The 26,961-nt window shown below is 62.1% G+C and carries 25 protein-coding genes; 13 read left to right on the forward strand and 12 right to left on the reverse strand.

The window, feature by feature from the left end:
- Positions 1-15: 15 nt before the first annotated feature.
- Positions 16-1,188 carry an FAD-binding oxidoreductase gene (locus AABE10_RS00105; RefSeq protein WP_342931288.1) on the reverse strand — a complete coding sequence of 391 codons (1,173 nt, stop codon included), beginning with the start codon at positions 1,186-1,188 and terminating at the stop codon, positions 16-18.
- A gap of 127 nt (positions 1,189-1,315) precedes the next feature.
- On the reverse strand, positions 1,316-2,815 hold the full coding sequence (gene amaB / locus AABE10_RS00110) for an L-piperidine-6-carboxylate dehydrogenase (RefSeq protein ID WP_342931289.1): 1,500 nt from the start codon (positions 2,813-2,815) through the stop codon (positions 1,316-1,318).
- Positions 2,816-3,153: 338 nt separating this feature from the next.
- Here amaB and AABE10_RS00115 point away from each other — a divergent pair, with 338 nt between their 5' ends.
- Positions 3,154-3,792, forward strand: coding sequence for an XRE family transcriptional regulator (locus tag AABE10_RS00115; protein WP_342931290.1), 639 nt, complete (start codon positions 3,154-3,156; stop codon positions 3,790-3,792).
- A gap of 28 nt (positions 3,793-3,820) precedes the next feature.
- On the opposite strand, the gene AABE10_RS00120 is transcribed toward AABE10_RS00115, so the two are convergent.
- Complete coding sequence (locus AABE10_RS00120; RefSeq protein WP_342931291.1) at positions 3,821-4,948, reverse strand: 4-hydroxyphenylpyruvate dioxygenase family protein; 1,128 nt, start codon at positions 4,946-4,948, stop codon at positions 3,821-3,823.
- Between the two features lie 131 nt (positions 4,949-5,079).
- Positions 5,080-6,150, reverse strand: coding sequence for a pca operon transcription factor PcaQ (pcaQ, locus tag AABE10_RS00125; protein WP_342931292.1), 1,071 nt, complete (start codon positions 6,148-6,150; stop codon positions 5,080-5,082).
- A 108-nt stretch (positions 6,151-6,258) separates the two neighbouring features.
- On the opposite strand from pcaQ, the gene pcaH reads away from it, so the two are divergent.
- Complete coding sequence (pcaH, locus tag AABE10_RS00130) at positions 6,259-6,963, forward strand: protocatechuate 3,4-dioxygenase subunit beta (RefSeq protein WP_342931293.1); 705 nt, start codon at positions 6,259-6,261, stop codon at positions 6,961-6,963.
- Between the two features lie 3 nt (positions 6,964-6,966).
- Complete coding sequence (gene pcaG, locus AABE10_RS00135) at positions 6,967-7,566, forward strand: protocatechuate 3,4-dioxygenase subunit alpha (protein ID WP_342931294.1); 600 nt, start codon at positions 6,967-6,969, stop codon at positions 7,564-7,566.
- Between the two features lie 227 nt (positions 7,567-7,793).
- Here the strand turns inward: pcaG and AABE10_RS00140 are convergent, their stop codons facing one another.
- The 3 genes from AABE10_RS00140 to AABE10_RS00150 all read right to left on the reverse strand — a co-directional run bounded on the left by AABE10_RS00140 (position 7,794) and on the right by AABE10_RS00150 (position 10,698).
- Positions 7,794-8,048, reverse strand: a complete 255-nt coding sequence (locus AABE10_RS00140) for an H-NS family nucleoid-associated regulatory protein (RefSeq protein ID WP_342931295.1) — start codon at positions 8,046-8,048, stop codon at positions 7,794-7,796.
- Positions 8,049-8,386: 338 nt separating this feature from the next.
- Positions 8,387-10,039, reverse strand: coding sequence for an acyl-CoA synthetase (locus AABE10_RS00145; RefSeq protein WP_342931296.1), 1,653 nt, complete (start codon positions 10,037-10,039; stop codon positions 8,387-8,389).
- Between the two features lie 350 nt (positions 10,040-10,389).
- Positions 10,390-10,698, reverse strand: a complete 309-nt coding sequence (locus tag AABE10_RS00150; protein WP_090866828.1) for a hypothetical protein — start codon at positions 10,696-10,698, stop codon at positions 10,390-10,392.
- Between the two features lie 423 nt (positions 10,699-11,121).
- On the opposite strand from AABE10_RS00150, the gene AABE10_RS00155 reads away from it, so the two are divergent.
- The 3 genes from AABE10_RS00155 to AABE10_RS00165 all read left to right on the forward strand — a co-directional run bounded on the left by AABE10_RS00155 (position 11,122) and on the right by AABE10_RS00165 (position 14,508).
- Complete coding sequence (locus AABE10_RS00155; RefSeq protein WP_342931297.1) at positions 11,122-12,021, forward strand: DUF72 domain-containing protein; 900 nt, start codon at positions 11,122-11,124, stop codon at positions 12,019-12,021.
- A gap of 188 nt (positions 12,022-12,209) precedes the next feature.
- Complete coding sequence (locus AABE10_RS00160; protein WP_342932213.1) at positions 12,210-13,673, forward strand: hypothetical protein; 1,464 nt, start codon at positions 12,210-12,212, stop codon at positions 13,671-13,673.
- A gap of 19 nt (positions 13,674-13,692) precedes the next feature.
- Positions 13,693-14,508, forward strand: a complete 816-nt coding sequence (locus AABE10_RS00165) for a hypothetical protein (protein ID WP_342931298.1) — start codon at positions 13,693-13,695, stop codon at positions 14,506-14,508.
- 8 nt (positions 14,509-14,516) lie between these two features.
- Here the strand turns inward: AABE10_RS00165 and AABE10_RS00170 are convergent, their stop codons facing one another.
- The 4 genes from AABE10_RS00170 to AABE10_RS00185 form a co-directional block, all read right to left on the reverse strand.
- Positions 14,517-17,009 carry a transglycosylase domain-containing protein gene (locus AABE10_RS00170; RefSeq protein WP_428983248.1) on the reverse strand — a complete coding sequence of 831 codons (2,493 nt, stop codon included), beginning with the start codon at positions 17,007-17,009 and terminating at the stop codon, positions 14,517-14,519.
- A gap of 160 nt (positions 17,010-17,169) precedes the next feature.
- Positions 17,170-18,645: a monocarboxylate uptake permease MctP gene (gene mctP / locus AABE10_RS00175; RefSeq protein ID WP_342931299.1), complete on the reverse strand. Its 1,476-nt coding sequence runs from the start codon at positions 18,643-18,645 to the stop codon at positions 17,170-17,172.
- Entirely contained in the window at positions 18,642-18,839 is a 198-nt protein-coding gene (locus tag AABE10_RS00180; protein ID WP_342931300.1) for a DUF3311 domain-containing protein, read from the reverse strand. The genes mctP and AABE10_RS00180 overlap by 4 nt, the downstream gene beginning before the upstream one ends.
- 201 nt (positions 18,840-19,040) lie before the next feature.
- Positions 19,041-19,931: a LysR family transcriptional regulator gene (locus AABE10_RS00185; protein ID WP_342931301.1), complete on the reverse strand. Its 891-nt coding sequence runs from the start codon at positions 19,929-19,931 to the stop codon at positions 19,041-19,043.
- 156 nt (positions 19,932-20,087) lie between these two features.
- Between AABE10_RS00185 and AABE10_RS00190 the strand changes: the two genes are divergently transcribed.
- The 7 genes from AABE10_RS00190 to AABE10_RS00220 all read left to right on the forward strand — a co-directional run bounded on the left by AABE10_RS00190 (position 20,088) and on the right by AABE10_RS00220 (position 25,793).
- Positions 20,088-20,813, forward strand: a complete 726-nt coding sequence (locus AABE10_RS00190; RefSeq protein ID WP_342931302.1) for a pirin family protein — start codon at positions 20,088-20,090, stop codon at positions 20,811-20,813.
- A 43-nt stretch (positions 20,814-20,856) separates the two neighbouring features.
- A complete protein-coding gene (locus AABE10_RS00195; RefSeq protein ID WP_342931303.1) occupies positions 20,857-21,267 on the forward strand; it encodes a DoxX family protein in 411 nt (136 codons plus the stop codon).
- A 215-nt stretch (positions 21,268-21,482) separates the two neighbouring features.
- Positions 21,483-22,619, forward strand: coding sequence for a porin (locus AABE10_RS00200; protein WP_342931304.1), 1,137 nt, complete (start codon positions 21,483-21,485; stop codon positions 22,617-22,619).
- A 176-nt stretch (positions 22,620-22,795) separates the two neighbouring features.
- Positions 22,796-22,930: a hypothetical protein gene (locus AABE10_RS00205; protein WP_342931305.1), complete on the forward strand. Its 135-nt coding sequence runs from the start codon at positions 22,796-22,798 to the stop codon at positions 22,928-22,930.
- Positions 22,931-23,137: 207 nt separating this feature from the next.
- Positions 23,138-24,169: a fatty acid desaturase gene (locus AABE10_RS00210; protein ID WP_342931306.1), complete on the forward strand. Its 1,032-nt coding sequence runs from the start codon at positions 23,138-23,140 to the stop codon at positions 24,167-24,169.
- A 32-nt stretch (positions 24,170-24,201) separates the two neighbouring features.
- On the forward strand, positions 24,202-24,549 hold the full coding sequence (locus AABE10_RS00215; RefSeq protein ID WP_342931307.1) for a MocE family 2Fe-2S type ferredoxin: 348 nt from the start codon (positions 24,202-24,204) through the stop codon (positions 24,547-24,549).
- Complete coding sequence (locus AABE10_RS00220; RefSeq protein ID WP_342931308.1) at positions 24,546-25,793, forward strand: NAD(P)/FAD-dependent oxidoreductase; 1,248 nt, start codon at positions 24,546-24,548, stop codon at positions 25,791-25,793. Before AABE10_RS00215 ends, AABE10_RS00220 begins: the two co-directional genes overlap by 4 nt.
- A gap of 11 nt (positions 25,794-25,804) precedes the next feature.
- Here AABE10_RS00220 and AABE10_RS00225 read toward each other — a convergent pair whose 3' ends face one another.
- A complete protein-coding gene (locus AABE10_RS00225; RefSeq protein ID WP_342931309.1) occupies positions 25,805-26,842 on the reverse strand; it encodes a LacI family DNA-binding transcriptional regulator in 1,038 nt (345 codons plus the stop codon).
- Positions 26,843-26,961 lie beyond the last annotated feature (119 nt).

Raw genomic sequence — 26,961 nt, forward strand, 5'->3', positions numbered from 1 at the left:
TCGTCGACACCACCGTCAAACGACGTTCTTCTCCACGATCGGCCGGTTTTCCAGCACACGATCGAAGCCAAGCGCCGACAGATCGAGCGTCACATAGCGCCCACGCAAGATGAGTTCGCTGATGCCGCGTCCCGTAGCCGGTCCCTGCTGCAATCCGTGCCCGCTGAACCCATTGGCGAAAATGCAATTATCGACATCGGGATGATGTCCGATGATCGCGTTCTGATCGAACACGTTGTACTCGTAGTACCCGGACCAGCAATGCTCGACGCGCAACGCCTCGAACTGCGGCACGCGATGCGCGAGCGTCGGCCAGATCACGTCGTCGAACAGCGCGTGATCGACTTCGTCGAGCGGCAGATCGTCGGGGTCGTTGTCGGGCGAAGGCGAAGTCCCGCAGATGAACGTCGCGCCCTCGGGACGAAAGTACACGCCCGTCGGGTCGATCAGCAGCGGACAGCGTTCGAGCTTCGCTGGCGAACTCACGTTGAAGATACTGCGGCGCCGCGCGAACACAGGAATGTCGATGCCCGCCATCGATGCCACGCGCCGCGCCCACGCGCCCGCCGCGTTCACGACGACATCGCACACGTACGTCTCGCCGCGTGAAGTCACGACGCCCGTGATGCGGCGGCCTTCGCGATTCAACGCGGTCACGTCGTCGGCGACAAAGCGCGCGCCGAGCGCTTGCGACTTCTTGCGCAACGCCTGAACGAGACCGTAGCCGTCGAACCAGCCCTCGCCTGTTTCGCCGAATGCGCCCGCGCTCAGATCATCCGTGTTGAGCCACGGAAAGCGCGCGCCGAGCGAAGGCTTGTCGAGCAGCGTGATATCGGCGCCAAGGCTCTTTTGCAACGCATGGTTCTCGCGCAACGTCGCTTCGCCTGAAGGTGTCGCGAGAAACAGATAGCCGCCTTCGTGCAGATCGATCGAAGGCTTCGCGCCGTCGACCTCCAGCCGCTCGCCGATCGATCGCAGGAACTCGATGCCGTACAGCGACATCTGGATCGACAGCGGCGTCGAGAACTGCTGCCGGATCGATGCCGCGGACAGCGCCGAAGACGATCGCGTATAAGCCGGATCGCGCTCGATCACCGTGACGCTGACCGTCGGGTCCGACAGCCGCAAGAAATACGCGATCGAGCTGCCGATCACGCCTCCACCGACAATGACGACTTTCGAACTCACGTGCCACTCCAGGCGAAGCGGGTCAGCGGACATCGAACGCACAAGTCCGCGACAGGTTGAAGAATGCGAGGCGTTTTAAATACAACGAAGCGGCGCGCGGCAGGAAAAAGCGCGCCGCCCTTCACGATCAGCCGAGATTGAAGTCGATGCCTTGAGCAAGCGGCAGTGCCGACGAATAGTTGACGGTGTTCGTCGCGCGTCGCATATAGGCCTTCCACGCATCCGAGCCCGATTCGCGTCCGCCGCCCGTTTCCTTCTCGCCGCCGAACGCGCCGCCGATTTCCGCGCCGCTCGGTCCGATGTTCACGTTCGCGATGCCGCAATCGCTGCCCGAGTCCGACGTGAAGCGTTCGGCTTCGCGCAGATCGGTCGTGAATACGCACGACGACAGACCGTGATGCGCCGCGTTGTTCGCCGCGATCGCATCGTCGAAGTCCTTGTAGCGCAGCACGTAGAGAATCGGCGCAAACGTCTCCTTGAGCACGACGGCCGTTTGCGACGGCATTTCGACGAGCGCGGGACGCACGTAATAACCGCCCTCATAGCCCTTCACTTCGACGCGCTCGCCGCCGAACACCTTGCCGCCTTCGGCCGCCGCCTGTTGCAGCGCTTCCTGCATGCGCGCGAACGACTGCTTGTCGATCAGCGGTCCCATCAGCGTGCCCTTTTCGAGCGGATTGCCGATCGGCACTTTCGCATAGAGCTGCTTCAGCCGCTCGACGGTCTGCTCGTACACGCTCTCGTGCACGAACAGGCGCCGCAGCGACGTGCATCGCTGCCCCGCCGTGCCGACCGCCGAGAACAGGATGCCGCGCAGCGCGAGTTCCCGGTCCGCCGTCTGCGTGACGATGCCGGCGTTGTTGCCGCCGAGTTCGAGCAGCGAGCGGCCGAAGCGCTTCGCCACTTCGACGCCGACCGTGCGGCCCATTTCCGTGCTGCCCGTCGCGCTGACGACCGACGCGCGCGGGTCCGCGACCAGCTTCGCGCCGACGTCGCGCCCGCCGATGACGACGGTCGTGAGGCCCGCGGGCGCATCGCCGAATTCCTTCAATGCCTCGTCGAGGATGTGGTTGACGGCGAGCGCCGTCAGCGGCGTTTTCTCAGACGGCTTCCAGACCACGGCATTGCCGCACACGAGCGCGAGCGCCGCATTCCACGACCACACGGCCGCCGGGAAATTGAACGCCGAAATGACGACGCAGGTGCCCATCGGATGCCACGTTTCGGCCATCCGGTGACCGGGGCGCTCCGAAGCGATCGTGAGGCCGTATAGCTGGCGCGACAGGCCGACGGCGAAATCGCAGATGTCGATCATCTCCTGTACTTCGCCAAGACCTTCCTGGAGGATCTTGCCCGTCTCCAACGTGATGATGCCGCCGAGCGCCTGCTTCTTCTCGCGCAGCTTCTGCCCGAGGATGCGCACGAGTTCGCCGCGGCGAGGCGCGGGAACGTTGCGCCACTGCTCGAATGCCTGCTTCGCGCTGGCCAGCACGGTATCGACTTCCGCCGCCGTGCGGCTCGCCACGCGGCCGATGAGTTCGCCCGTGATGGGGGAATGGACGGCGATGTCGCCTGCTTGTGCGGCGTTCGCAATGCCGAGATCGGCAAGGATGCTCGATGCGTTCATCTGGATTCCTTTGATTTCCGATACGAAACAAAAGTAAGTTCGGAAACTATACACGCCGCGATTTATGGCGACAAGCGGCGCCGCGACACGTTTCTGCAAGATTCCACTGGTTCGCAAAACAGGGGAAATATGAGGGTTTTCCCGAGTTTTGACACCGCATGCTTTTCAGCGCGAACGAGGCTCGTGCACACTGTCCGGGTTCGTTTCAGATCGGAAATCCATGTGCACCGCGCCGGTTGCGGGAGGCCGGGCAACAGTGCGCTGGCACGCGGATGTTATGATCGGAAACAGCCCCGAAAATGCCCGAAAGCGCCACGCCGCATTTGTCATTCACGCTCATGGATACCTCACTCACCAAGTCGCCTGAAACCTCGACGTCGGACCTCGGCCGGCGCGTGCGTGCCGCGCGGCTCGCACACGACCTGACGCTCGAAACGGCCAGCCGCTTGTGCGGCGTCTCGCGCTCCACGTTGTCGAAAATCGAAAACGGCCTGATGTCGCCCACCTTCGACGTGCTGCAAAAAATCGTCGTGGGCCTGAAGATCGATCTCGGCGAGCTGTTCGGCTCGACGCCGAAGGTCAACGCGAGCGGCCGGCGCGCGCTCACGCGCAAGGACGCGGGCCAGCGGCACGCGTATCGCGGCTATCAGATGGAATTGCTCGCGACGGACCTCGCGCACAAGGCGATGCTGCCGTTTCGCATCCGCATCACGGCGCACACGCTCGACGCCTTCGACGACTGGGGCCGCCACGAAGGCGAAGAATTCCTGTACGTGATCAGCGGCAGCGTGTGCCTGTATTCGGAGCTGTACGCGCCGACGCATCTGAACGCGGGCGACAGCCTCTATTTCGACAGCCGCACGGGCCATGCGGCCGTCTCGACGAGCGAAGAAGACGCCGAAGTGCTGTGGATGGCGACGAACGCCGATCTGCCCCATGCGGGCAAGGGCAATACGTCCAATGCGTCGAAGAAGTAAAGCGCGGCAAGCGCCTGAATCAGGCCGATTATGAAGCAGCGCGCGCCTGCGCAAGTGCGCTGAGATTGCCCTCGCCGAAACCGTGATGGCCTTTGCGCTGCACGATTTCGAAGAAGATTTCCCCTTCGTGCCGCAGCACGAAAGTCTGGAAAAACAGTTGTGGCACGCCGTCCGCGCCGATCTCGCCATCGACGAGAATCCGGCCTCGCTTGAGCCGCTCGACATCGAGCCCATGCCCCGGCAAGCGCGCATCGATCTGATCGTAGTAGCGCGCCGGCGGCTCGACCAGTTCGATGCCGTTCGCGAGCAGCCGTTCGACGCACGCGAAGATATCGTCGGTGGCGAGCGCGATGTGCTGCACGCCTTCGCCCGGATGATCGGGCAGATACTCGTGCATGAGGTTCGTGCGCCGCGTGCCTTCCTCATAGAGCGGAATGCGGATCGCGCCGCACGGCGACACCATCACGCGCGACTCTGCCGACACATGCCAGTTCGCATGCAGCTCGTGAATCTCGCGGAAGTTGAGCAGATCGCGATAGAAGTCGAGCCATTCCTGCATGCGGCCCGCGCCGACCGTTTGCGTCAGATGATCGACGGCGACGAGGCCCATGCCCGCGTGACTCAGATCGGCCTGCGCGGTCGCGACTTCGATCGGACGAAAATCGATGTCGAAAATGGAAATGTCGCCGAGGCCGCCCTTCTGTCCGCCGCGTCCGCGCCAGCGGTCCACGAAGTAAATGTGCGAATCGCCGATGCCCTGTATGGCCGGGATCACCAGCTCGCCCTTGCCGACGCGCTCGCCTTCGAATGCCCACGCGCCCAGTTCGATTGCGCGATCGTAAGCGCGCTGCGCATCGGCGACGCGAATGCCGATCGCGCAAATGCCCACGCCGTATTCCTCCGCATAGCGCTCGGCGAACGAATCCGGCTCGGCGTTCAGCAGGAAATTCATATCGGCCTGGCGAAACAGCGTCACGTCCTTGCTGATGTGACGCGCGATCGGCTTGAAGCCGAGCTTCACGAAGATATCGGCCAGCACCTGCGGATGGCGCGCGGCGAATTCGACGAACTCGATACCCGCCGTGCCCAGCGGATTGTGCTCCGGGTCCGCGACGGCCTTGAGCGCGTCGGTGGGGGTCGGCAGGTCGCTGGGCATGTGCGTCTCCATGGCTCTTGCTGTTTGAACTCGACGGACAAACGGATCAGGTTGCCGCGCCCCGTGTTTTACACCGCGCGCCGCCCCTCCCGCAAGCTCGATTTTGTACTAATTGGTTCAAAGATGCATCTCTAGCGCGACGCTTTTGTGTTTTTCGCGCTGCGCTGCTGCGGCTTTGCGCTCTTCGTCGCCGCCGCCTTGCCGCGCCGCCCTTGCGAGCGCGCAGCGCCCGTCGTGCCCGTATGGCCTGTCGTGGCCACCTTGCCATTGCGCGCCAGGCGCTCGCGCGCGACCTTGCGCACCGCGTCGATCAATGCGCGGCCTACGGGCGTGGGCTGCGTGTCCGAGCGCAGGATCAGCCCGACGGGTTCCTCCGTGCCCGCAACGGGCAACGGCAGCGGAACGAGCAAGCCATGCGCCAGTTCGTATTCGATCGCGCTGCGGGGCACGAACCATACGGCATCGTTTTCGAGCGCAAGCGCGCGCCCCACCGACACCGACAGCACCTCGACGAACGACGACAGCGGCGGCACGGCCCAGGCGCGCAGCAGGCTCTCCGCCGACTGCCGGATCAGCGTGCCATACGGCGGCACGACGACGGGATAGCGATGCAATTGCGTAGCAGGCGATGCGGCGCCCGAAGCCATCGCATGCCCGGCGCGCACGACGGCCACAAGCGGCTCGCTAAATAGCTGCTCGAACGTGAGGCCGACCATCCGCTCGGGATCGGCGAGCCTGCCGACGGCGAATTCGATCGTGCCCGCCTTAAGGCGCTCGAGCAATTCGGTGTTCGAAGCCGTCTTGAGCCGCACGATAGCATTGGGCCACTGCTCCGCGAAAAGCCGCATCACGGGCGGCACGAGCGACGTGGCCACCGTCGGCAGCACGCCGATATCGAGCGTTGCGGCGGCCTCGCCTTCCGCGCGCGCGAGCAGATCGACGCCCTGGCGCAGCGCACTCACACACGCGCTCGCGTGCGGCATGAAAAGCAGCCCTTCGCGCGTCGGCACGGCGCCGTGGCGGCCGCGCTCGAAAAGGCGCACGCCGAGAATATCTTCGAGTTCGGCGACCGTCTTCGATACGGCAGGCTGCGTGATCGACAGGCTCTCGGCCGCCTTCTGCACGCCGCCGAACTGCGCGACCGCGAGAAAGCACTGCAGATGACGGAACTTGACGCGGCTGTCCGCGAGACTGCGTTGCATAACGGATCGTTATACGAGGCGGGAAAAAACGTCATTTTGCATAACTTCTTCGCTTCTATAAAGTCACGTCATCCACTACCCATAATCGAATCCCCAAGGAGACATCTGATGGACGATTCCAGTCTGAGTCCGCGCGACTTCGCTTCGCATCCCGCCTATGTCCATTCGCCGTATGGCTCGTCCGTCAAGCGCGGCCCGACGCGTCCGTTGATTCCGCTGAAGGAGCGGCTGCGCGACCAGCGCGTGCCCGTCTATGGCGCGGAAGATCTCGGCGCGCTCGATCACGATCTCACGCGCAATGCAGTGAAAAACGGCGAGCCGCTCGGCGAGCGCATCATCGTGACGGGACGCGTGCTCGACGAAGGCGGCCGCCCGGTGCGCAACACGCTCGTCGAAGTGTGGCAGGCGAATGCCGCTGGCCGCTACGTGCACAAGAACGATCAGCACGATGCGCCGCTCGATCCGAACTTTCTCGGCGCGGGCCGCTGCCTGACCGATAACGAAGGCCGCTACCGCTTCCTGACGATCAAGCCCGGTGCGTATCCGTGGGGCAATCACCCGAACGCATGGCGCCCGAATCACATCCACTTCTCCCTGTTCGGCGATTACTTCGGCTCGCGTCTCGTCACGCAGATGTACTTCCCCGGCGATCCGCTCCTGCAATACGACCCGATCTTCCAGGGCACGCCGGAACAGGCGCGCGACCGGCTGATCTCGCGCTTCACGCTCGACGTGACGCAGGAAGGCTTCGCGCTCGGCTACGAATTCGACATCGTGCTGCGCGGCGCGAACGAAACCCCGATGGAGCGCTAAATCATGACGACGCTTAAAGAGCTTAAGGAAACCCCTTCGCAAACGGTCGGGCCGTACTTCGCATATGGCCTGTGCCCGCAGCAATACGACTTCGATTTCAAGAGCCTGTTCACGGGGACGCTAGCGGAGCGCGAAGCGGCGGGCGAGCACATCACGCTCATCGGCCAGGTATTCGACGGCAACGGCGAGGCGATCGGCGATGCGATGCTCGAAGTGTCGCAAGTGGACAGCGAAGGACGCTATCCGCAATCGCGCGAGGAAGTGGCGAAGACGGGTTTTCGCGGCTTTGCGCGCTTCGGCACGGGCACGGACCCGCACAAGCGCTTCATCATCGAGACGGTGAAGCCCGGCCGCGCATCGCCCGAAGAAGCGCCGCATCTGAACCTGATCGTGACGATGCGCGGCATGCTGTTGCACACGTTCACGCGCGTCTACTTCGACGACGAAGCCGCCGCGAACGACAAGGACCCGGTGCTCGCGAGCGTTCCCGCAGAGCGCCGCGCGACGCTGATCGCAAAGCGCGAGGAGCGCGGCGGCAAGGTCGCGTATCGCTTTGACATTCACATGCAAGGCCCGAACGAAACGGTGTTCTTCGACTTGTGACCTGTAATGCGACGCGCGACGCGTCGATATCGCGCGAGCCTTGCATGCATTCCATGCAAGGTTCATCGCGTATTCATAAATGGGCGTTAGGATGCGTTGCGCGAGTCAAATCGCGCAACGAAACTCCGAGCAGTATTTTCGAAGCCCGCTGCATTGCGGGCCTTTTTTCGTTTCGGCTCGTTCTGGCCGTGCGGGCCCGTTCGCATCGACAGCACGACGAGCGACGCTCAGACGCGGAAGTGCTCGATGTCCTGCCCTGCGTTGATCGCACGCGTGAGCCAATCGGGACGCTCGCCCGTGCCGTCCCATTCGTGTCCAAAAGCATCGCGATATCTGGGTATGGCGGCATCGGCGATCAGTGCCGCTTCGAGCGCTTCGAGCGTAATGCCGAATTCGTCCATGCGGCGCCGAATCCACAAGATCAACCGTTCACGCGCTTGACCGTCGAGGTCGAGCGTCCGTTGTTCCTCTCGCTCTTTCATAACGTGCCGATAACGTTTAGAACGACGCGGCCAATAAGCTCGCGTCAAATAGATTAAAGGCCTCGCGCTTGCAGCGAAGCCTTAATACGACTCTGCCAATATTTGCGGCCCGCAGATAATCGGCCCGGACTAACTGATTTCCGGCCGATTGAATGGTCGTGAAAACCCGCACGGTGAGTACTGGATCTCATCAACGGACCTTGAAGGGCCAAGGCCGGTTCCCTGAATTGAACCCAATTCTAGCATTCATTCCCGCGTTCGCGCCGCTTTCCCCATGATACGCGCGCCCGCGAAAAACGGCGCAGGCTCTCGCTTTGCGCGATGCGCGGATTTGCGTGCTAGGCATCGCCGCGCGTCTGGTCGATCGCACTCGACGACTTCACGCGCGCGCGCAATTCGAACTTTTGAATCTTGCCGGTAGACGTTTTCGGTAATTCGCCAAACACGACGGCTTTCGGCAATTTGAACCCCGCAAGGAATTGCCGGCAGTGCGCGATGATTTCTTCTGCGCTCGCGTCCATGCCGTCTTTCAGTTCGACGAATGCGCACGGCACTTCGCCCCATTTCGGGTCCGGCATCGCGACGACGGCGACAACCGATACGGCGGGATGCCGGTACAGCGCATCTTCGATCTCGATGCTGGAAATGTTCTCGCCGCCCGAAATGATGATGTCCTTGCTGCGGTCCTTGATGCGCACGTAGCCGTCTTCCGTGATCACGCCGAGATCGCCCGTATGGAACCAGCCGCCGCGAAATGCGGCGTCCGTCGCGCGCTCGTTCTTCAGATAGCCCTTCATGCAGATATTGCCGCGAAACATCAGCTCGCCGATCGTCTCGCCGTCGCGCGGCACGGACTCGAGCGTCTCGGGATCGCGCACGTCGACCGCCGCCTGCAGGTGATAACGCACGCCCTGACGGGCATTGAGCCGCGCGCGTTCGTCGTCGGCGAGTTCTTCCCACGCGTCCTGCTTCGCGCACACGGAGGCCGGTCCATACACTTCCGTGAGGCCGTACACGTGCGTCAGATCGAAACCGATCGCCTTCATGCGCGCGATCACGGCAGGCGATGGCGCCGCGCCCGCGACCATCGTCGACACGCGATGCGCAATGCCCTCGCGCCATTCGGCGGGCGCATTCGCGAGCGCGCTTTGCACGATGGGCGCGCCGCAGTAGTGCGTGACGCGCTCGCGCCGGATCAGCTCGAACACGAGCTTCGGATCGAACCTGCGCAGACAGACGTTGACGCCCGCGCGCGCCGCGACCGTCCACGGAAAACACCAGCCGTTGCAGTGAAAGAGCGGAAGCGTCCACAGATACACCGCGTGCTTCGGCATGTCCCATTCGAGGATATTGCTGAGCGCGTTCAGATACGCACCGCGATGGTGATAGACGACGCCCTTCGGCTCGCCCGTCGTGCCCGATGTGTAGTTGAGCGCGATGGCGTCCCATTCGTCGGCGGGCGGCGTCCACGCGAATTGCGGATCGCCGTCTTGCAGGAACGCTTCGTAGTCGGTTGCGCCCGCGAAATGTTGCGCACGCGCGGGCATCGCGTCGCTCACGCTGACGATGCGCAATGGCGCGCATTCCTGCGCGGCGCGCTGTGCAAGCTCGCCGAATTCCGTATCGACGATCAGCACTTTCGCTTCGCCATGACGGAGCATGTAAAGAATCGACGGAATATCGAGCCGCGTGTTAAGCGTGTTCAGGACGGCGCCCGCCATCGGCACGCCGAAATGCGCTTCGATCATCGGTGGGATATTGGGCAGCAGCGCGGCGACGGTATCGCCGCGGCCGACTCCCGCGCGTTGCAGCGCGCTCGCGAGTCGACGCGCGCGCTCGTACGTCTCGCGCCACGTGCGGCGCAGGTGGCCATGCACGACGGCGAGACGGTCGCCGTAGACATCGGCGGCTCGCGCGATGAAGTCGATCGGGGTCAGCGGAACATAGTTGGCCTCGCGGCGCTCGAGGCCCGCGTCGAACATGTGCGTCATGGCTGTGTCTCCTGCGGAGCGCGTGCGGCTCCGTTAATCACGTGATGTCGTTATGCGAAGCATGGCAGAAGCGCCCGACGCATGCACCTGTTGAACGCGGCACGCGAATCGACATGCGAGCGCGCGTGCCTGAGCGCCACCGGGCCCGCGTTGTAGTGGCCAGCGCCGATGATTGAACACGAGCGCCGCAAAAGGATCTGGTGCCGGAACGTGTCTGATCGTGCAATGCGAAAACGCGTGAAGCCGACGCGCGCGGCGTACGAATCACGCGCGCGTCGCAGGCGAAAAGCGCAATACCGCGTAATGCCTTTTATTGAATCACCCGCTGAAACGCGTGCTAAAACGCGTAATCAGACACGTGGCAGATCGTCGATAAACTTTTCGACGTGGCCATCCGGCACGTCGGTGTCGATCCCGTCGATGCCATCGGCGTGCGAGACCGTTTTGATCTTGGGACCCAGCAGTTTCATGCCGCCTAGCGTGAACAGCGACCAGACGGCATTGCCGGAATGAATTGCCGTCACGACGTCCGAGACTTCGACGATTTCATGCGGAGAGAGCCATTCATTCGTTTTTGGATTGACGAGGGCCCACCGGACGTGGGTGACGCGATCCGTCATAGGGTTAATGCGTACGGCATCGATAGCATAGGTTGCCATTTCCACCTCCATCGTCGTCTGAAGGCATCGTAGCACTTATGTCTGGTTAGACGAAGCGAACCCGCGTGATCGGTATTTTTGGGGCAGTGCGGAGCAACGCGAACGCATCAGGCGCGATACGCGGCGTCAGAGAAGAAGACGGACGCGGCCGCGGGCCGCATACCGATGGAACCATTCGAAGGCGGGCGCTTCCCTGCACGGCCGTTGTCCGGATGTACTCTGCGACGCCGACCGCCGCGTAACAACCGCTGTGCACGGAATGGACTGCAATATCGAATGGCTTCCATTTTGTATAACGGTCGTGCGCAAATCGGACTAAACCCGGGTTTGCCCCAATACGGGATGTGGCGCAGAAGATCGGCGGGAATGCATCGACGCAACATGCAGTACGATGACCGCACTGACCCGCGTAAAAGGCCCGCCATGTCGATCGAAGTCGGGACGGCGTCGTGGACCGACGCCACGCTCATCAAATCCGGCCGCTTCTATCCGAAGGGCTGCACGAGCGCGGAAGCGCGCCTGCGTTTCTATTCGAGCCAGTTTCCGATGGTCGAGGTCGACGCGTCGTACTACGCGATGCCCAGCGCGGCGAACTGCGCGCAGTGGGCCGAGCGCACGCCCGGGCACTTCACGTTCGACGTCAAGGCGTTCCGGCTTTTCACGGGACACCAGACAGAGCGCAAGTTCTTTCCGCCGGACATCCAGCCGCTATTGCCGCAGAACGACAAGCGGAATCTCTATTACCGCGACGTGCCGCCCGACATCATCGACGAGATGTGGCGTCGTTTCTTCGAGGCGCTCGAACCGTTGCGCACAGCGGGCAAGCTCGGCGCGATCCTGTTCCAGTTCGCGCCGTGGATATCCACCGCGCCGCGCGACAAGGCGCACGTCAAGCACTGCGCGGAGCGGATGGAACCGTATCTGACGGCCTTCGAGTTTCGCAACTCGAGCTGGTTCGATGACCGGCAACGCGAATCGACGCTCGCCTTCGAACGCGAGCGCGGCCTCGTGCATGTCGTGATGGATGCCCCCGAGGGCGTCGCGAACCGCGCGCATACCGTGTGGGAAGCGACATCGCCGGAACTGGTGATCGTGCGCATGCATGGCCGCAACGCAGAAACGTGGAGCGGCAGCACGACGGCGTCGGGCCGCTTCAACTACGACTACTCGGAGCGGGAACTACAAGAGATCGCAGTGCCCGTGCGCGAGATCGCCAAACGCGCGGGTCGCACGCATGTGGTTTTCAACAATTGCTTCGAAGACTCCGCGCAGCGCAACGCGCATTCGATGATTCGCATCCTTCAGCAAGAGCGCTTTGCGTAACCCATTGCATTGCCACTGAATAGTTTTTAGCAAGCCGCGCATTAGCGCGCGGAATTCATCGCGCTACTTTCCCAGTTGCAATTCAGTCTGCATCGACTAGCCTCGTCTTATTCAAACCCATTACAACCAGCTTTCATAAGATGAATAAGGCAAGCGACGCTCATGAATAACGACGCGAGGGTGTGTCGATGCTATTGACCGGCTATGTGCAGGCCAGCGAGCCCGGCGTGCTGCAATTGTGGGTCGGCATATTCGGCGTGGCCGCGCCGCCCGCGCCACAGGTTTTCATCGACCGGCAAGCGGCTGTTCCTCTCGCGCCGGCGCAGTTCTTTCCGATCCGCGATTTCAGCATCGACAACGCCGGCCAGCCGATCAATCATCAATGCGTGATGCGCTTCAAGGTGCCCGACGAATCGCGACCGCGCCAGATTCGAATCGACGCCGACGGCGAATCGTTCGAATTTGCGAGTACTTCATTGCCTCGAGAAGTGCCGACTCTAATGAACGGCAGCTTCAATATCCTGCTGTCGTCGTGCTATTCGCAGCCGGAAGATCTCGATGGACTACTCGGCACGATCGTCTCGCAGATCAAGGTGCAACCGCATCTGACGGTGCTCGCAGGCGACCAGGTGTATCTCGATCTGCCGCTCACGCAGCATGTGCCCGACCAGAACCCGGACCGCGCGCATCTGCTCGCCAACAAGTACTACCTCAACTGGCTCTCGAGCGCGCTGCGCGTGCCGGGCCTGCAATCGGTGCTTGAGCGCGCACCCGTCGTGTGCATTCCCGACGATCACGAGTTCTGGAACAACTACCCGTTCGCGCAAAAGCAGTTGCCCGATACCTGGACGGATGCGTCGCGTCAACTGCTCGGCGATACGGCGCGCGCGCTATACGAGGACTATCAGATCGGCGGGCCGCCAGGCGGCGCGGGCGGTGCAATACGGCTCGACGTCGAGCCCTTGAAGATGCTCTTCGTCGATATGCGCTGCGATCGCGACAACACGCTCACCTCGTTGATGGGCCCCAAGGCTGTCGCCGCAATGAACGCGTGGGAAAAAGATCTTATCGATGCGCACGCGGCGGGCAAGCCCGTCGTCGGCCTGCTTGCGTCGGGCCAGGCGCTCTTTATCGATCCGCCGCAAAGCGACTGGAGCACGAAAACCTTCGATGCGGAGATGCCGAATTACAAGCAGTTCAGCGTATTGCAATCGACGCTAGGCCGGCTTGCGGATAACGGCATTCCCGTTGTCTACATGACGGGTGACGTGCATTGGGGGCGCGTCGCATCGGGCCACGATCTGCCGACGAACACGGCGCTGTATGAAGTGATTGCATCGCCATCGCGGCTCATTCGCGTGCCGTTTCTCGACACGGCTAAAGAAGCGGCCAATTCGATCAAGGGCATTTTCGGCGCGAAAGCGCCGTGGCCACGCCATTCCGATCCGGAGCCCGCGCCCGACCGCTTCGGCGTCAATCATCGCTTTGCGCTCAAGCAGGAATATGGGCAGCGCGGCGATCAGGTGGCGATCGTGTCGTTCACGCGCGTCGGCAGCGGCGTCGATATGCAGGTCATGTACTACGGCATTTCCCGCGATAAGGCGATTTCGCAATCGGTATCCACCACGCGCTTCGAACTGCGCGCACGCTAACAAGAAATGAGGCGAGGCCATGCTCAAGATCGTACGATCGACAACGACGCAATCGAATCCGCAGTTCGTTTCATTCGACCGCAAGGACGGCGAGAGCAATACCGCATGGGGCGAGCGCGCGGTGCTCGACATGAAAGCAGGCGGCCCCGACGAGTGGACCTATGTGGTGCTGCTCGGCGGCAGCGATACGTTGGCGTTTCGCGTGCGCGTCGCGCAATCGCATCTGCGGCACGACATGTTGCCGTCGTTCTGGTCCGAATCGATACTCGTCGAGCTCGCCGACGCGTCGCTCGTCAATGCTCAAGCGCTGCATGTGCCCTTGCATCAGCCGGAGGGGCCCGCATTTGCGGCGCGCGTGAATGGTGTCGTCGCGCGTCCGCTCACGGATTTCGACGACACGAAGCGCTTTCCGAATATCGCGGTCATCGCATTGCCCGTCGCGCAAGAGAAAGTAGTCGGCAAGGTGCCGAGCTTTGAGCAGTCGCGCGCGACGCTCGATGCGCTCGAACACGTGTTGCGCTGGCTCGCGTTTGCATGGGGCGCGGCGCGCACGCCGAATCCGCTGCATGACAACTATGGCTTGCCGTCGACGTGCATGATCGAAACAGTCTGCGCGGCCGCCAATTTCGACCTCACGCCGGGGCTCGAATCGAGAGCGTCATGCCCCGAAGCGATCTGGGCCGCCGCGAACTACTGGCACGAGTACTTCGAGAAGTTCAATGGCAGAGAACCGATAGGCCGCTATTTCACGCCGCATACGTATCCGATCGTCGAGCCGTCCGTACCGGATGCGCCTTCACCATCATCTGCGCCTAAGCGCAAGACGAAGCGATGAGCGCCAGATCAGGGCCGCGAAGCAGGCGCACTGTCGGACGGCAGAGCAGGCGTCGGCGCGAGCACGGGCGGCTGTGATTCGCTAGCGCCCGCAGCGGGCGCGCTCGCCGATGCTGCCGCGCTTGCCTCGCCAGGCGTTGGGAGAATCGGCGGCTGCGATGCGGCGGGCGAGATGATCTGCGGCGGCTCGACATCCGTCGGCGCGGACGCTTCGGATGCGGGCTGCGCGTTCTCCACGACAGGTGACGCGGGCACGGCAGGCGCCGGACGCGGCTTCGCGCGCTGAGGGGGCGCAGGCGTTTCGCTCTTCCTCGACGACGGAAACAAGTGCTGCATCCACGCACGCAGCTTCTCGCGGAACGTCTCGAACATGCCCGGCGGTGGCTCCTGTTCGAACTTCACGCGCGAATCGACCAGACGCGAGCGCAACGCCCGCTGGAAGAAGTCGCCGACGATCGGCAACGCGCTATGCGCGCCCTGCCCCCAGTAATCGCTGCGCAACGTGACGCGGCTGTCGTTGAAGCCGACCCATGCGCCCGCAACGAGCTGCGGGTGCATCAGGATGAACCAGCCGTCCGCGTTGTCCTGCGTTGTTCCCGTCTTGCCCGCGACGTCGGCGCGAATGCCAAAGCGCGTGCGAATCGCCGAGCCCGTTCCCTTGTTGACGACCGAGCGCATCGTATCGATCAAGGTCAGCGCGCTCGCGACGGGCATCACCTGATCCGCGCGCGACGGCTGAAATTCGGCGAGCACTTCGCCTTTGCGGTCTTCGATGCGCGTGACGGTCATCGGCGCGAGATACGCGCCTTCATTTGCGATCGTGCTGTACGACGACACCATCTCCTTCAGCGACACGGGGCTCGTGCCGAGAGCCAGCGACGGCACTGCTTCGAGCGGGCTCTCGCGCACGCCCATCGCGCGCGCAAGCCGCGCGACCTTTGCAGGACCGACCGTCTCCATCAATTGCGCAGTGATGCGATTGCGCGAATACGCAAGGCCGTCGCGCAAGGTGATCGGACGGCCGCTCGGCGCGTCTTCGTCGCTCGGGCGCCAGACCTCGCCGCCCGCGAGCGGAATTTCGACGGCCTGATCGGGGAACGTGTCGTCGGGTTTCGCGCCCTGCTCGAAGGCCGCGCCGTACACGAAGGGCTTGAACGTCGACCCCGGCTGACGCCGCGCCTGCGAAACGTGATCGTACTGATCCTGCGTGAAGTCGCGGCTGCCCACCCACGCCTTGATCTGCCCGTCGCGCGGGTCCATTGCGATGAATGCCGCCTGCACGCGCGTCTTGCTTTCGCACAGCGATTTCATGAACGCGCGATCCGCCGACAGGTGCTTGAGCGCATCTTCATCGCTCGTGCCCGAGTCTTTTGCGCTGCGATATTCGGGCGTCTCGCGAACGAACGCGTCGAACAGATCTTTATGGCCAGCGCATCCGCCGCGTGCATTCCACGCCGCATTCGCAATCGATTGCAGCTGATTGCCCTGCCATGTCAGCGCTTGCGTGGCCATCGTCTGAAGACGCGCGTCGATCGTCGTGCGCACGACGAGGCCATCCGAATAGATGTTGTAGTCGTTCGCATCGGCCCATGCGATCAGCCATTTTTTCAACTGTTGCGCGAAATGCGGCGCGGGACCGGGCGGCTCCATCTGCCGTTCGAAATCGACACGCAGCGGCTTGCCCTTGAGCGAATTGAATTGCGCCACCGAAAGACGACTGTATTTCACCATCTGCCCAAGCACGATATTGCGCCTGTCCAGCGCGCGCTCGGGATTGATCACCGGGTTGTAGTAACTGTTGCCTTTCAGCATGCCGATCAGCGTTGCGCTTTCGAGCACGGTGAGATCGTGGGCGGACTTGTCGAAATAGGTGCGCGCCGCCATTTCGATGCCGTAGGCGTTATAGAGAAACGGAACCGTGTTCAGATAGGTTTCAAGAATCTCGCTCTTCGTATAGACGGCTTCGATCTTGAATGCCGTGATCGCTTCCTTGATCTTGCGCGTGAGTGTCGGCGCGCGGCCAATGTCGTCGGGATAGAGATTGCGCGCAAGCTGCTGCGTGATCGTCGATCCGCCCTGGCGGTCGCCCGAAAACGTGTGCAGCGCGGCGCCCGCCGTGCGGCGAAAGTCGATGCCGTGATGCTCGTAGAAGCGGTGATCTTCCGTCGAGATCAATGCGTCGATGACGTGCGGAGAAATATCGGAGAGCTTCACCCATACGCGATTGGTCGGCTTGAACTCGGCGAGCAGCTTGCCGTCGGCCGAATAGATCCGCGCGGGCTGTTCGATCTTCGCCTTGCGAATGTCCCCGATACCCGGAGTGAACGGAATCAGGATCAGCACGTAAAGCAGCACGAGCGCCGGAATGGCCGCAATCGACAACGCCACGCCACGCCATGTCGGGTGGCGCAAACGTTGCACCGCGCTCATTGCGTACGGCTTCAGCCAGGCCCACGCCCTGAAGAAGATTTCCCGGAGAAACGACAGTATCGACCGTCCCACGCTAACGCACCATCGGCAGAAAAGCGTGCATCCTACCAAAAGAGCGGGCAAGTACAGGCGTTTTGCAAGAATCGCCGACCCACCGATGCAATGCCGCAAAGACAACGGCCGAACCCGCTTGCGAAGACGGGCTCGGCCGAAGCGTAGTGCTAAAGCGTTATCAGGCGTGCGCGCGCTTTGGCGTGATCATCGAAACGACGAACGTCACGACGATATTCACGACGAGCGCAATCAGACCGATATAGATCGGCCACGTCGAATCGCCGATATGCAGCGCATACACGGGCTTGAGGCCTTGCGAAATCGCGAGCCCCGTGCCGACGACAATGCCGACCAGCCAGCCGAGAAACAGCCCCGGCGTATTCAGGCGGCGCGTGTACAGCGTGAACACGATGGCCGGGAAGATCTGCAGAATCCACACGCCGCCGAGCAGTTGCAGGTCGATCGCGTATTGCGTCGGCAGGAACACGATGAAGAGCAGCGCGCCGAACTTCACGACGAGCGACACGATCTTCGCGGTGGAGGCTTCCGCAGCCGGCCCCATGCTCGGCGAGACAATGGGACGCCACAGGTTGCGCGTGAACAGATTCGCCGCGCCGATCGACATGATCGCAGCGGGCACCAGCGCGCTGATCGCAATCGCCGCCGCCGCAAAGCCCACGAACCACGACGGGAACAGCGTGCCGAAGAGCATCGGCACGACGTCGGATGCCGATTTCACGTGTACGCCGGCCGCAATCGCCATATAGCCGAGCAGCGCGATCAGGCCGAGCAGCAGCGTATAAGCGGGCAGAAAGATCGCGTTCTTGCGCACCGTCTGCATCGACGAGGACGACAGCACGGCCGTCATCGTATGCGGATACATGAACGCCGCAAGCGCCGAGCCGAGCGCCAGCGATGCAAACGCGGTGAATTGCGAAGGCTTCAGGATGATGCCCGTTGCGCCGCCCTTCGCCTGGAAGTACTGGTCCGCCGCATCGAACACATGACCATAGCCGCCGAGCTTCAGCGGAATCAGCCACACCGCCGCGATCACGACGATATAGATCATGATGTCCTTGACGAACGCGATCATCGCCGGTGCGCGCAGGCCGCTCGTATACGTATAGAGCGCGAGGATCACGAACGCGATGACGAGAGGCGCTTCGCCCGTCACGCCGAGCCCCTTGATCACGACCTGCATGCCGACCAGTTGCAGCGCGATATACGGCATCGTCGCGACGATGCCCGTCAGCGCGACGGCAGCGGGAAACCATTTGCCGCCGTACTCGCCGTGCACGTAATCGGCAGCCGTAATGTGGTTCTTCGCGTGCGCGATCTTCCACAGTTTCGGCATTACCGCAAACACGAACGGATAGACGATGATCGTATAAGGAAGCGCGAAGAAGCCATACGCGCCGACCGAATAGACCAGCGCGGGCACGGCGATTACCGTATAGGCCGTATAGAAATCGCCGCCAACGAGGAACCACGAAATGATCGTGCCGAACTGGCGTCCGCCGAGGCCCCACTCGTGCAATTGCGTGAGGTCGCCTGCTTTCCATCGCGCGGCAATGAAGCCGAGTACGGTGACGAGAAGAAAGAATGCGATGAATACGGCCATCGCGACCGGGTTCACGGGGTTGAGTTCGCTCATTTAATACCCCGGTAAACGACGTAGATCAGCAGCGACGTGAGCGGAACCCACAGTAACTGATACCAGTAGAAGAATGGAAAGCCCGCGAACGAAGGGCGCGTGTCGTTATAGAACGGCAGCCACAACAACGCGATATAGGGGATCAGCAAGATGAGCCATAGCCATGAGCGGCCGGCCGGTTCGGTAGGTTCCACGATTGTCCCTCTTTGGTCTATCTGATTGATTCAGCCTTGCTGTGTCGCCGCGTCAATATGCGCGCGCGTGCATATTTCGGCCTGCACCCGCAAAGGTACGCGCATTATCTGCGAAAACTTTCAAAAGTGCTGGCAGGGCAACCGGCCTTTAGGGTCTCTCGGCCGATCCATCGACTCCTCTGCGCGCAAATGGTTTGCAGGCTATTTGCGCAATGCCTTCGCAAAACGGTCGCGCAGGAACTGCGTGAACGCGCGGATCGTCACGGACGCCTGCCTGTGCTGCGGGTGTACCGCATAGAGCGTCAACGGCGGCGAGACGAATGTGTCGAGTACTTCGACGAGCTTGCCGCTTGCCAGTGCATCGGCCACGATGAATTCCGGCAGGCGCGCAATGCCGAGCCCGGCGACCGCAGCGTCGCGGATCACTTCGCCGTTGTTCACGCGCAGCGGACCATGCACTTCGATCGTCTTGCTCGCGCCGTCGACGATGTACTCCCAGCCGGTGCGCCCTTCCTGTCCGTACAGCAGGCACGCGTGGCGCGCGAGATCGTCGGGCGTCGCGGGCGGACGTCGTGCCTTTCGATAAGCGGGACTGCAACACGACACCATGCGCATTTCCGCGAGCTTCTGCGCGATCAGCGTCGAGTCCGCCAGCGTGCCGATGCGCAGCGCCATGTCGAAGCCCTCGCCTACCACGTCGACGACGCGGTCGCTCAGATCCATGTCGATGCGCACATCGGGATTCGCGCGCAGGAATGCGGCCACGAGCGGCGACAGGTGAATCATGCCGAACGACATCGGCGCGCTGACCCGCAGAAGCCCACGCGGGTCCGAGCGTCCCGACGACATCGCCTGCTCGGCGTCTTCCACGTCCGCGAGAATGCGCATCGCGCGCTGATAGAACTCATAGCCAAGGTCGGTCACGGCGAGCTTGCGCGTGTTGCGCACGAGCAGGCGCACGCCGAGGCTCGCTTCGAGCGCCATCACGCGCCGGCTGACGAACTGCTTCGACAGTTGCAGACGGTTCGCGGCCGCCGTGAAATTGCGCGCGTCGACGGTGGCGACGAAGATTTTCAAATCATCTAGTTGCACCGGGTCACACCTCTTTTGTCCACAATAATGCGACAGTGATTCGCATTTTACGCTGATTACGTTCACCCAGATTGACCTACACTTCTTTCACCGCTTCAGACAACGACACCGTCGCTGTCGTGAGAAGCCAAGGCAATCGATAAACGGAGATGGGAAATGATCGACATCAGACACGCGAATGAACGCGGGCGCGCCGAACACGGCTGGCTCAGCTCGCGCCATACCTTCTCGTTCGCGAACTACTACGACCCGAAGCAGATCGGCTTCTCCGATCTGCTCGTGATCAACGACGACCGCGTGGCCCCGGCCCGTGGTTTCGGCAAGCACCCGCATCGCGACATGGAGATCTTCTCTTACGTGCTGGAAGGCGCGCTCGAGCACAAGGACTCGATGGGCACGGGCTCGGTGATCGTCCCCGGCGACGTGCAGCTGATGAGCGCGGGCACGGGTGTCGCGCATAGCGAGTTCAACCATTCGGCAAGCGAACCGGTGCACTTCCTGCAGATATGGATCGCGCCGTCGGTGAAGGGCGCGACGCCGCGTTATCAGCAGCAGAACTTTGCTGCGCAGGAAAAGCGCGGCAAGCTGCGTCTGGTGTTGTCGCCCGATGGCGAGAACGGATCGCTCGAATTGCGCCAGGACGCGCGTGTGTACGCCGGTCTTCTCGACGGCAGAGAAACGGCAGGCGTCGAGATCGCCACCGATCGCTACGCGTATGTGCATGTCGCGCGCGGCAGCGTGAAGCTGAACGGTGTCGAGCTGAAAGAAGGCGACGGCGCGCGCATTCGCAACGAACGCCGACTCGAATTGACGGATGGGCACGACGCGGAAGTACTCGTATTCGACCTGCGCAATAACGAAGTATCGGAACTGTGGTCGTAAGCGACGGCGCTGACTGCTCAATTAACTTGAAAGAGGCTTTGAAATGAACGCTTTTATCGAACAACGCAAGGATGCACTGCTGCTCGTCGGACGTGTGCTTTTGGTCGTGCTTTTCGTGCTGTTTGGCTGGAGCAAGCTGACCGGCTTTTCCGGCACCGAGCAGTACATGGCGGCAACGGGCGCGCCCGCGCCCGCTCTATCGGCGATCATTGCGATCGTGATGGAACTGGCGGTCGGCATCGTGATCGCCATCGGCTTCAAGACGCGTCTGCTCGCGCTGCTGCTTGCCGTCTATACGCTCGCCACTGCGTTTATCGGCCACCATTACTGGACGCAAACGGGCATGGAGCAATTCGTCAATATGATCAACTTCTACAAGAACATCAGCATCATCGGCGGACTGCTGCTGTTGTTCGTGACGGGTCCGGGCAAGTACTCGATCGATCGCGTCTAAGCAGCGTTAGAGAGTTGTCGAGCAGGGCGGCCACTGGCCGCCTTTTTTCGTTGTTGGACTCGCAACTGGGCGCATCTGAGGCATCGGCGCAACACTATTGTCACGTTCGCGGCGTCGCCGAAATTGATGTGATAAAAGTCCGCCTGCCTGCATCGAGCGAGGCGCGCATAAAACAAAAAGCTCACGCAGGGTTCTCAACAGATGAAAAGACAACCATGAACAAACAACTCAAACGATCTGCCGCGGCATTGGGCGCATCGGCGATCGCCCTCGCCTGCCAGTCTGCCTTCGCGCAAAGCTCGGTCACGCTGTATGGCGTCGCAGACGTCGGCATTCGCTATCTGACGCACTCCAACGCGAACAATGACGGGCGCCTCTTCATGACCAACGGCGCGATTACGAACAGCCGTTTCGGCCTGAAGGGTTCCGAAGATCTGGGCAATGGGCTGAAGGCGATCTTCAGACTGGAAAGCGGCATCGATCTGCAAAGCGGCGCGCAATCGGACAGCAAGCGCCTCTTCAATCGCGCCGCCTACGTCGGCCTGTCGAGCAACTACGGCACGCTGACGCTGGGCCGTCAAAAGACACCGCTGTTCGATCTGCTCGGCGATACGTACGATCCTCTCACCGTCGGCAACTACTTCGAGAACGCGTGGCTGCCCGTTGCATTGGGCGCAGGACTCTACGCGGACAATGCCGTGAAGTACGACGGCACGTTCGGCGGCCTGAACGTCAAGGCGATGTATTCGTTCGGCACGGACTCGACGTCGACGGGCGCAAATGGCTTCTCCGGCCAGATCCCCGGCCACCTTGGCGCGGGCAATATGTACGGCTTCACGGCGTCGTATGCGTTCGGTCCGCTGAGCGTCGCGGCCGGCGTGCAGCAGAACAGCGACAACTCGAATCACAAGCAGACGATCTTCAACGCGAATGCCGTCTACGCGTTCAGCACCGCGAAGATCTATATCGGCTATCTGCATTCGAAGGACGACACAGGCTTCGTCGACAGCACGCTCTCGCAGCGCGATCTGACGCTCGGCGTCGACATCCTGAAGGGTTCCGGCCGCAAGGACGACGGTCCGTTCGCAGGCGTGACGTGGCAAGCGACACCCGCACTGCTGCTGACGGGCGCGTTCTACTACGATCACATGAAGAACGCGGCAATCGGCGGCGGCGCGCTCGGCAGCGGCAACCGCTATACGGGCGTGGCCGTGGCGGAATACGCGCTGTCCAAGCGCACGGAAGTGTACGGCACCGTCGACTTCAACAAGGTCACGGGCGCAGCGACAGTCGAACTGCCCGGCACGTCGAACCAGACGGGCGTTTCGGTGGGCATCCGCAATATCTTCTGATGATGGCCGGCACGCGCGTTCGGTAACGCGCGTACGTGCTTCAGCACGGGCGAATGGCTTTTGAAAGGTCATCTCGCCCGCTTTTCATTTCAGCCGCGCAAAACACCTGCGCGGAAGAACTATGATATACAGGGAAAACCCTTGATTCGCAGTTGCTCTATTCGGGCAGTACCCGCATGAAACGCATTGCCGCCTTTTGCCTGACGATGTGGTCCGCCGCAGCAGTTCTCTATTTCGGCCAGCACTCGGTTTCACTCATCGTGTTGAGCGGTGTGATCGCGTTCGGCGGATTCGATCTGTTGCGCCCCTGAGCGTCCCACGCTCCGCTTTACCGCGTCATCCATGCGTTGTCTGTGTGGCATGATGGAAATCCATCATTTTTCGGCGTGAGGCGAAGCTCTCCTTCTACTATCTTTGTGCAAACGGAATAAGTCCTGAAGCGTCCCGCTGAAGGAAAACCCGCAAACGCAAAGCATGCAACGACAAGCTTGCATGGGATCCGAGTAAGGAGACAGCTCATGTCCTCGACTTCAGCCGTCGATGGCCGCGCAACGGCGCCCCAGGCAGACGACTCCTCGTTCGACGCACGCATCGCGCAGCAGTGGTATCAGCCGCGCATTCCGCGCGCGGTGCTCAAAGAACTGATGAAGCGCGACGATGCCGCGGGCCTGCGCAATTTCATTCCGTGGCTCATGCTGCTCGTCGCCTCCGGCGCGGTGGCGGCCTTCGCGTGGGGCACGTGGTGGGCCGCGCCCGCGTTCTTCGTCTACGGCACGATCTATTCGTCGAGCGACGCGCGCTGGCATGAGCTGTCGCACGGCACGCCGTTCAAGACACGCTGGATCAACGACGCGCTTTACCATCTGTCGTCGTTCATGACGATCCGCGAAGGCTACTGGTGGCGCTGGAGCCATGCGCGCCATCACACGCATACGTATTTCCAGACGCGCGACCCCGAAATTCAGGTCACGCGCCCGACGAAAGTACTCCCCATCATCCTCGATTTCATCGGACTGGTCGGCAGCTCGCTCGAAATCGTGAAGATCGTGCGCCACGCATTCGGCCGCGTGGATGCCGCCACCGACGCCTTTCTGCCCACAAGCGAAAAGTCCAAGATGATCTGGTCGTGCCGCATCTATCTGACCATCGTCATCGGCACGATCGCACTGGCGATTGCAATGCGCAGCTTTCTCCCGCTGATGTTCGTATGGACGCCGCGCTTTTATGGCGGCTGGCTGCATCAGCTGCTCGGCCTCACGCAGCATGCGGGGCTTGCCGTCAACGTGAAAGACCATCGGCTGAATACGCGCACCCTTCATACCAACTTCGTGTTCCGCTTTCTATATCTGAACATGAACTATCACCTCGAGCATCATCTGCTGCCGATGGTGCCGTTTCATGCACTGCCGCGTCTTCACGAAGCGATCAAGGACCAGTTGCCTCCCGCGTATCCGAGTGTGTATGCGGTGTACCGCGAAATGGTGCCCGCGTTGTGGAAGCAGCGCACGGACCCCACGCACGTGATCGAACGAAGCCTTCCGACTGCCTGACGTAGAACAACACTAAAAAGGAGAACAGCACCATGAGCGTCGAAACGAATGCAAAGATCCACTGGATTGCGGCGTGCGCGCCCGACGATATCGACGAAGAAGACGTCATGCGCTTCGATCACGATGGCGCGAGCTACGCCGTCTATCGAATCGCGGATGGCTACTACGCATCGGACGGCTGGTGCACGCATGAGCAGACGCATCTCGCCGATGGCTTCGTCGTGAATGGCGAAATCGAATGTCCACTGCACCAGGGGCGTTTCGACATTCCCAGCGGCAAGGCGATGAGCGCGCCCGTGTGCGTGCATCTGAAAACGTACCCCGTGCGTGTCGAAAACGGCGAAGTACTGCTTGGCCTTCCCGTGCAGGAGGCGTCATGAGCACGCGTCCCGCGATGGTGATCATAGGCGCAGGCCAATGCGGCGCGCGTACCGCGCATGCGCTGCGCGAAAACGGCTGGGACGGCGAGATCACGCTGCTCGGCAATGAATGCATGACCCCTTATGACCGGCCGCCGCTGTCGAAAGCCGTGCTGCTCGGCGAGCGAAGCACGGCGCAATGCGCGTTCTATGACGAAGCGTTCTATTGCGATCGGCGCATCGATCTGCGTGTCGATGCGTGCGTGCAGCAGATCGATCGCGGCGCGCGCAAGGTCATCCTGAAGGACGGACGCAGCATCGACTATCAGCGTCTGCTGATCGCGACGGGCGCCGAGCCGAGGCGTCTCGATGTGCCGGGCGCGAATCTCGAAGGCGTGTATCTGCTGCGTACGGCAAACGACGCCAATGCGCTCGCCGAAGCATTGCAGCCTTCACGGCGCATCGCGATTGTCGGCGCGGGCTTCATCGGCCTCGAAGTCGCGGCGTCGGCTGTGGCGCGCGGCTGCGAAGTGGTCGTCATCGAAGCGGGCGCGCGTGCGTTGATGCGCGCGGTGCCCGAAGTCGTCGCGGGCTATCTGATCGACCGGCATCGCGAGATGGGCGTGAAGATCCATTTCGCCGCGCAGATCGAACGGCTGCTCGGCACGACGCGCGTGACGGGCGTCAAGCTCAAGGACGGCACGCAAATCCCTTGCGATTGCGTGGTCGTCGGCATCGGCGTGAAGCCGCGCACGGAACTGGCCGAAGCCGCCGGCATCGACGTCGCGGACGGCATCGCCGTCGACGATACGTTGCGCACGAACGACCCGCATATCTTCGCAGCAGGCGACGTATGTTCGTTTCCGCATCGTCTGTTCAGGCGGCGCATGCGGCTCGAATGCTGGAAGAACGCGGAGGACCACGCGCGCATCGTCGCCCGCAACATGCTGGAGCGCGGCGAAACGTATTCGGAAGTGCCGTGGTTCTGGTCGAACCAATACGACATGACGATACAGATCGCGGGCATGCCTGCGTTTGGCGTGCAGACCGTCGTGCGCGAAACAGGGGCGACGTCGCGCATTTTCTTCGCGCTCGATCGCGACGGCGTGCTGGTTGGCGCGAGCGGCGTCGGCAAGCTCGCGGAGATCGCGCGCGATGTGCGCGTCGCACAAGCGCTGATCGCGCAACGCGCATGCATCGAGCCTGCAAAGCTCGAAGATCCCGCCGTCAAGCTGAAAGAACTCGTCGCTGCGGAGACGGCATGACCGGCTCAAGACTAATCGGTAAGCGGCAGGTTCTCGCGCAATAGTACCGACACGGGAATCTGCTGCGCCAACGTCACGCCCGGATCGCGATGATAGTGACGCAGGATGATTTCGATCGAATGCAGCGCTTCTCCGATCGGGTTTTGATCGAGCACGGCATCGAGCACCCCTTCGATCAGAAGACGTCGCGATGTGTCGTTGAGTTCGTGTCCGATCAGCACGGTCTTGTGCACGCGATCGATTGCGCGCAGCGCGTTGCCGATGCCTTCGTCGCCGACCGAGATGTTGTAGATGCCGCGCAGGTCCGGATAGCGGCGAAACGCGTCGCGCGTCAGGCTTTCGGTGATCGACGACTGTTCGCGGCTTTCGACTGTCTCGACGATGTAGCAAGCCGGAAAGCGTCGCCGCAGCACGGAACGAAAACCGCTCTCGCGCTCTTCATGGCCGAGGAAATCATGCATGCCCGTCATCACGAGCACCTTGCCGCCCGCATCGCCGAGAAAGCGGCCCATCAGCTCGCCGGCGACCCGCCCCGCGCAGCGGTTGTCGATGCCCACATACGCGAGCCGGCCCGTGCCCGGCAGATCGCTTGCAAGCGTGACGACGGGCATCCTGTGGCTCACATGGCGCAGTGCCGCTGTGATATCCGGATGCTCGTACGCGACGATCACGAGCGCATCGGCCTTGCGTGTCGCCCGCTCGATCGCTTCGACGACGGCGTGTGGTTCGAGGCTGTCGAAGTACGTGACCGCGCAAATCACACGCTGCGTTTCGAACGTCTTTTGCGCGAGCTCGAAACCCTGCTTCAAATGCACGTAGTACTGCGCGACGGGCTGCTGCAACAGGATCGCGATGCGCAGCCAGCGCACCGACACGGACTCCAGCGCGCGATCGATTTTCAGCTTGCGCGCCCACTCGAGCACCCGTGTTTCCTTGTCGCGCGAGACGCCGCCGCGTCCGTTCAATACGCGATCGACGGTCGCCTCGCTGACATCCGCCGCGCGCGCGATGTCACTCATGCTCGTCTTGCGGCGGCGGGACTCGGTCATGATCGGATTCGTTGTGATCGGAATAGCGCAATGATCGCATCCACGCCGCGCGCGCAGCAAGCCGCGCGATTCCGCTCTTCGTAGCAGTACCTTGCTCTCACCATTGAACGAATGTCAGG

Origin of the sequence: Paraburkholderia diazotrophica (assembly GCF_038900755.1) — a bacterium.
GTDB lineage: Bacteria > Pseudomonadota > Gammaproteobacteria > Burkholderiales > Burkholderiaceae > Paraburkholderia > Paraburkholderia diazotrophica_A.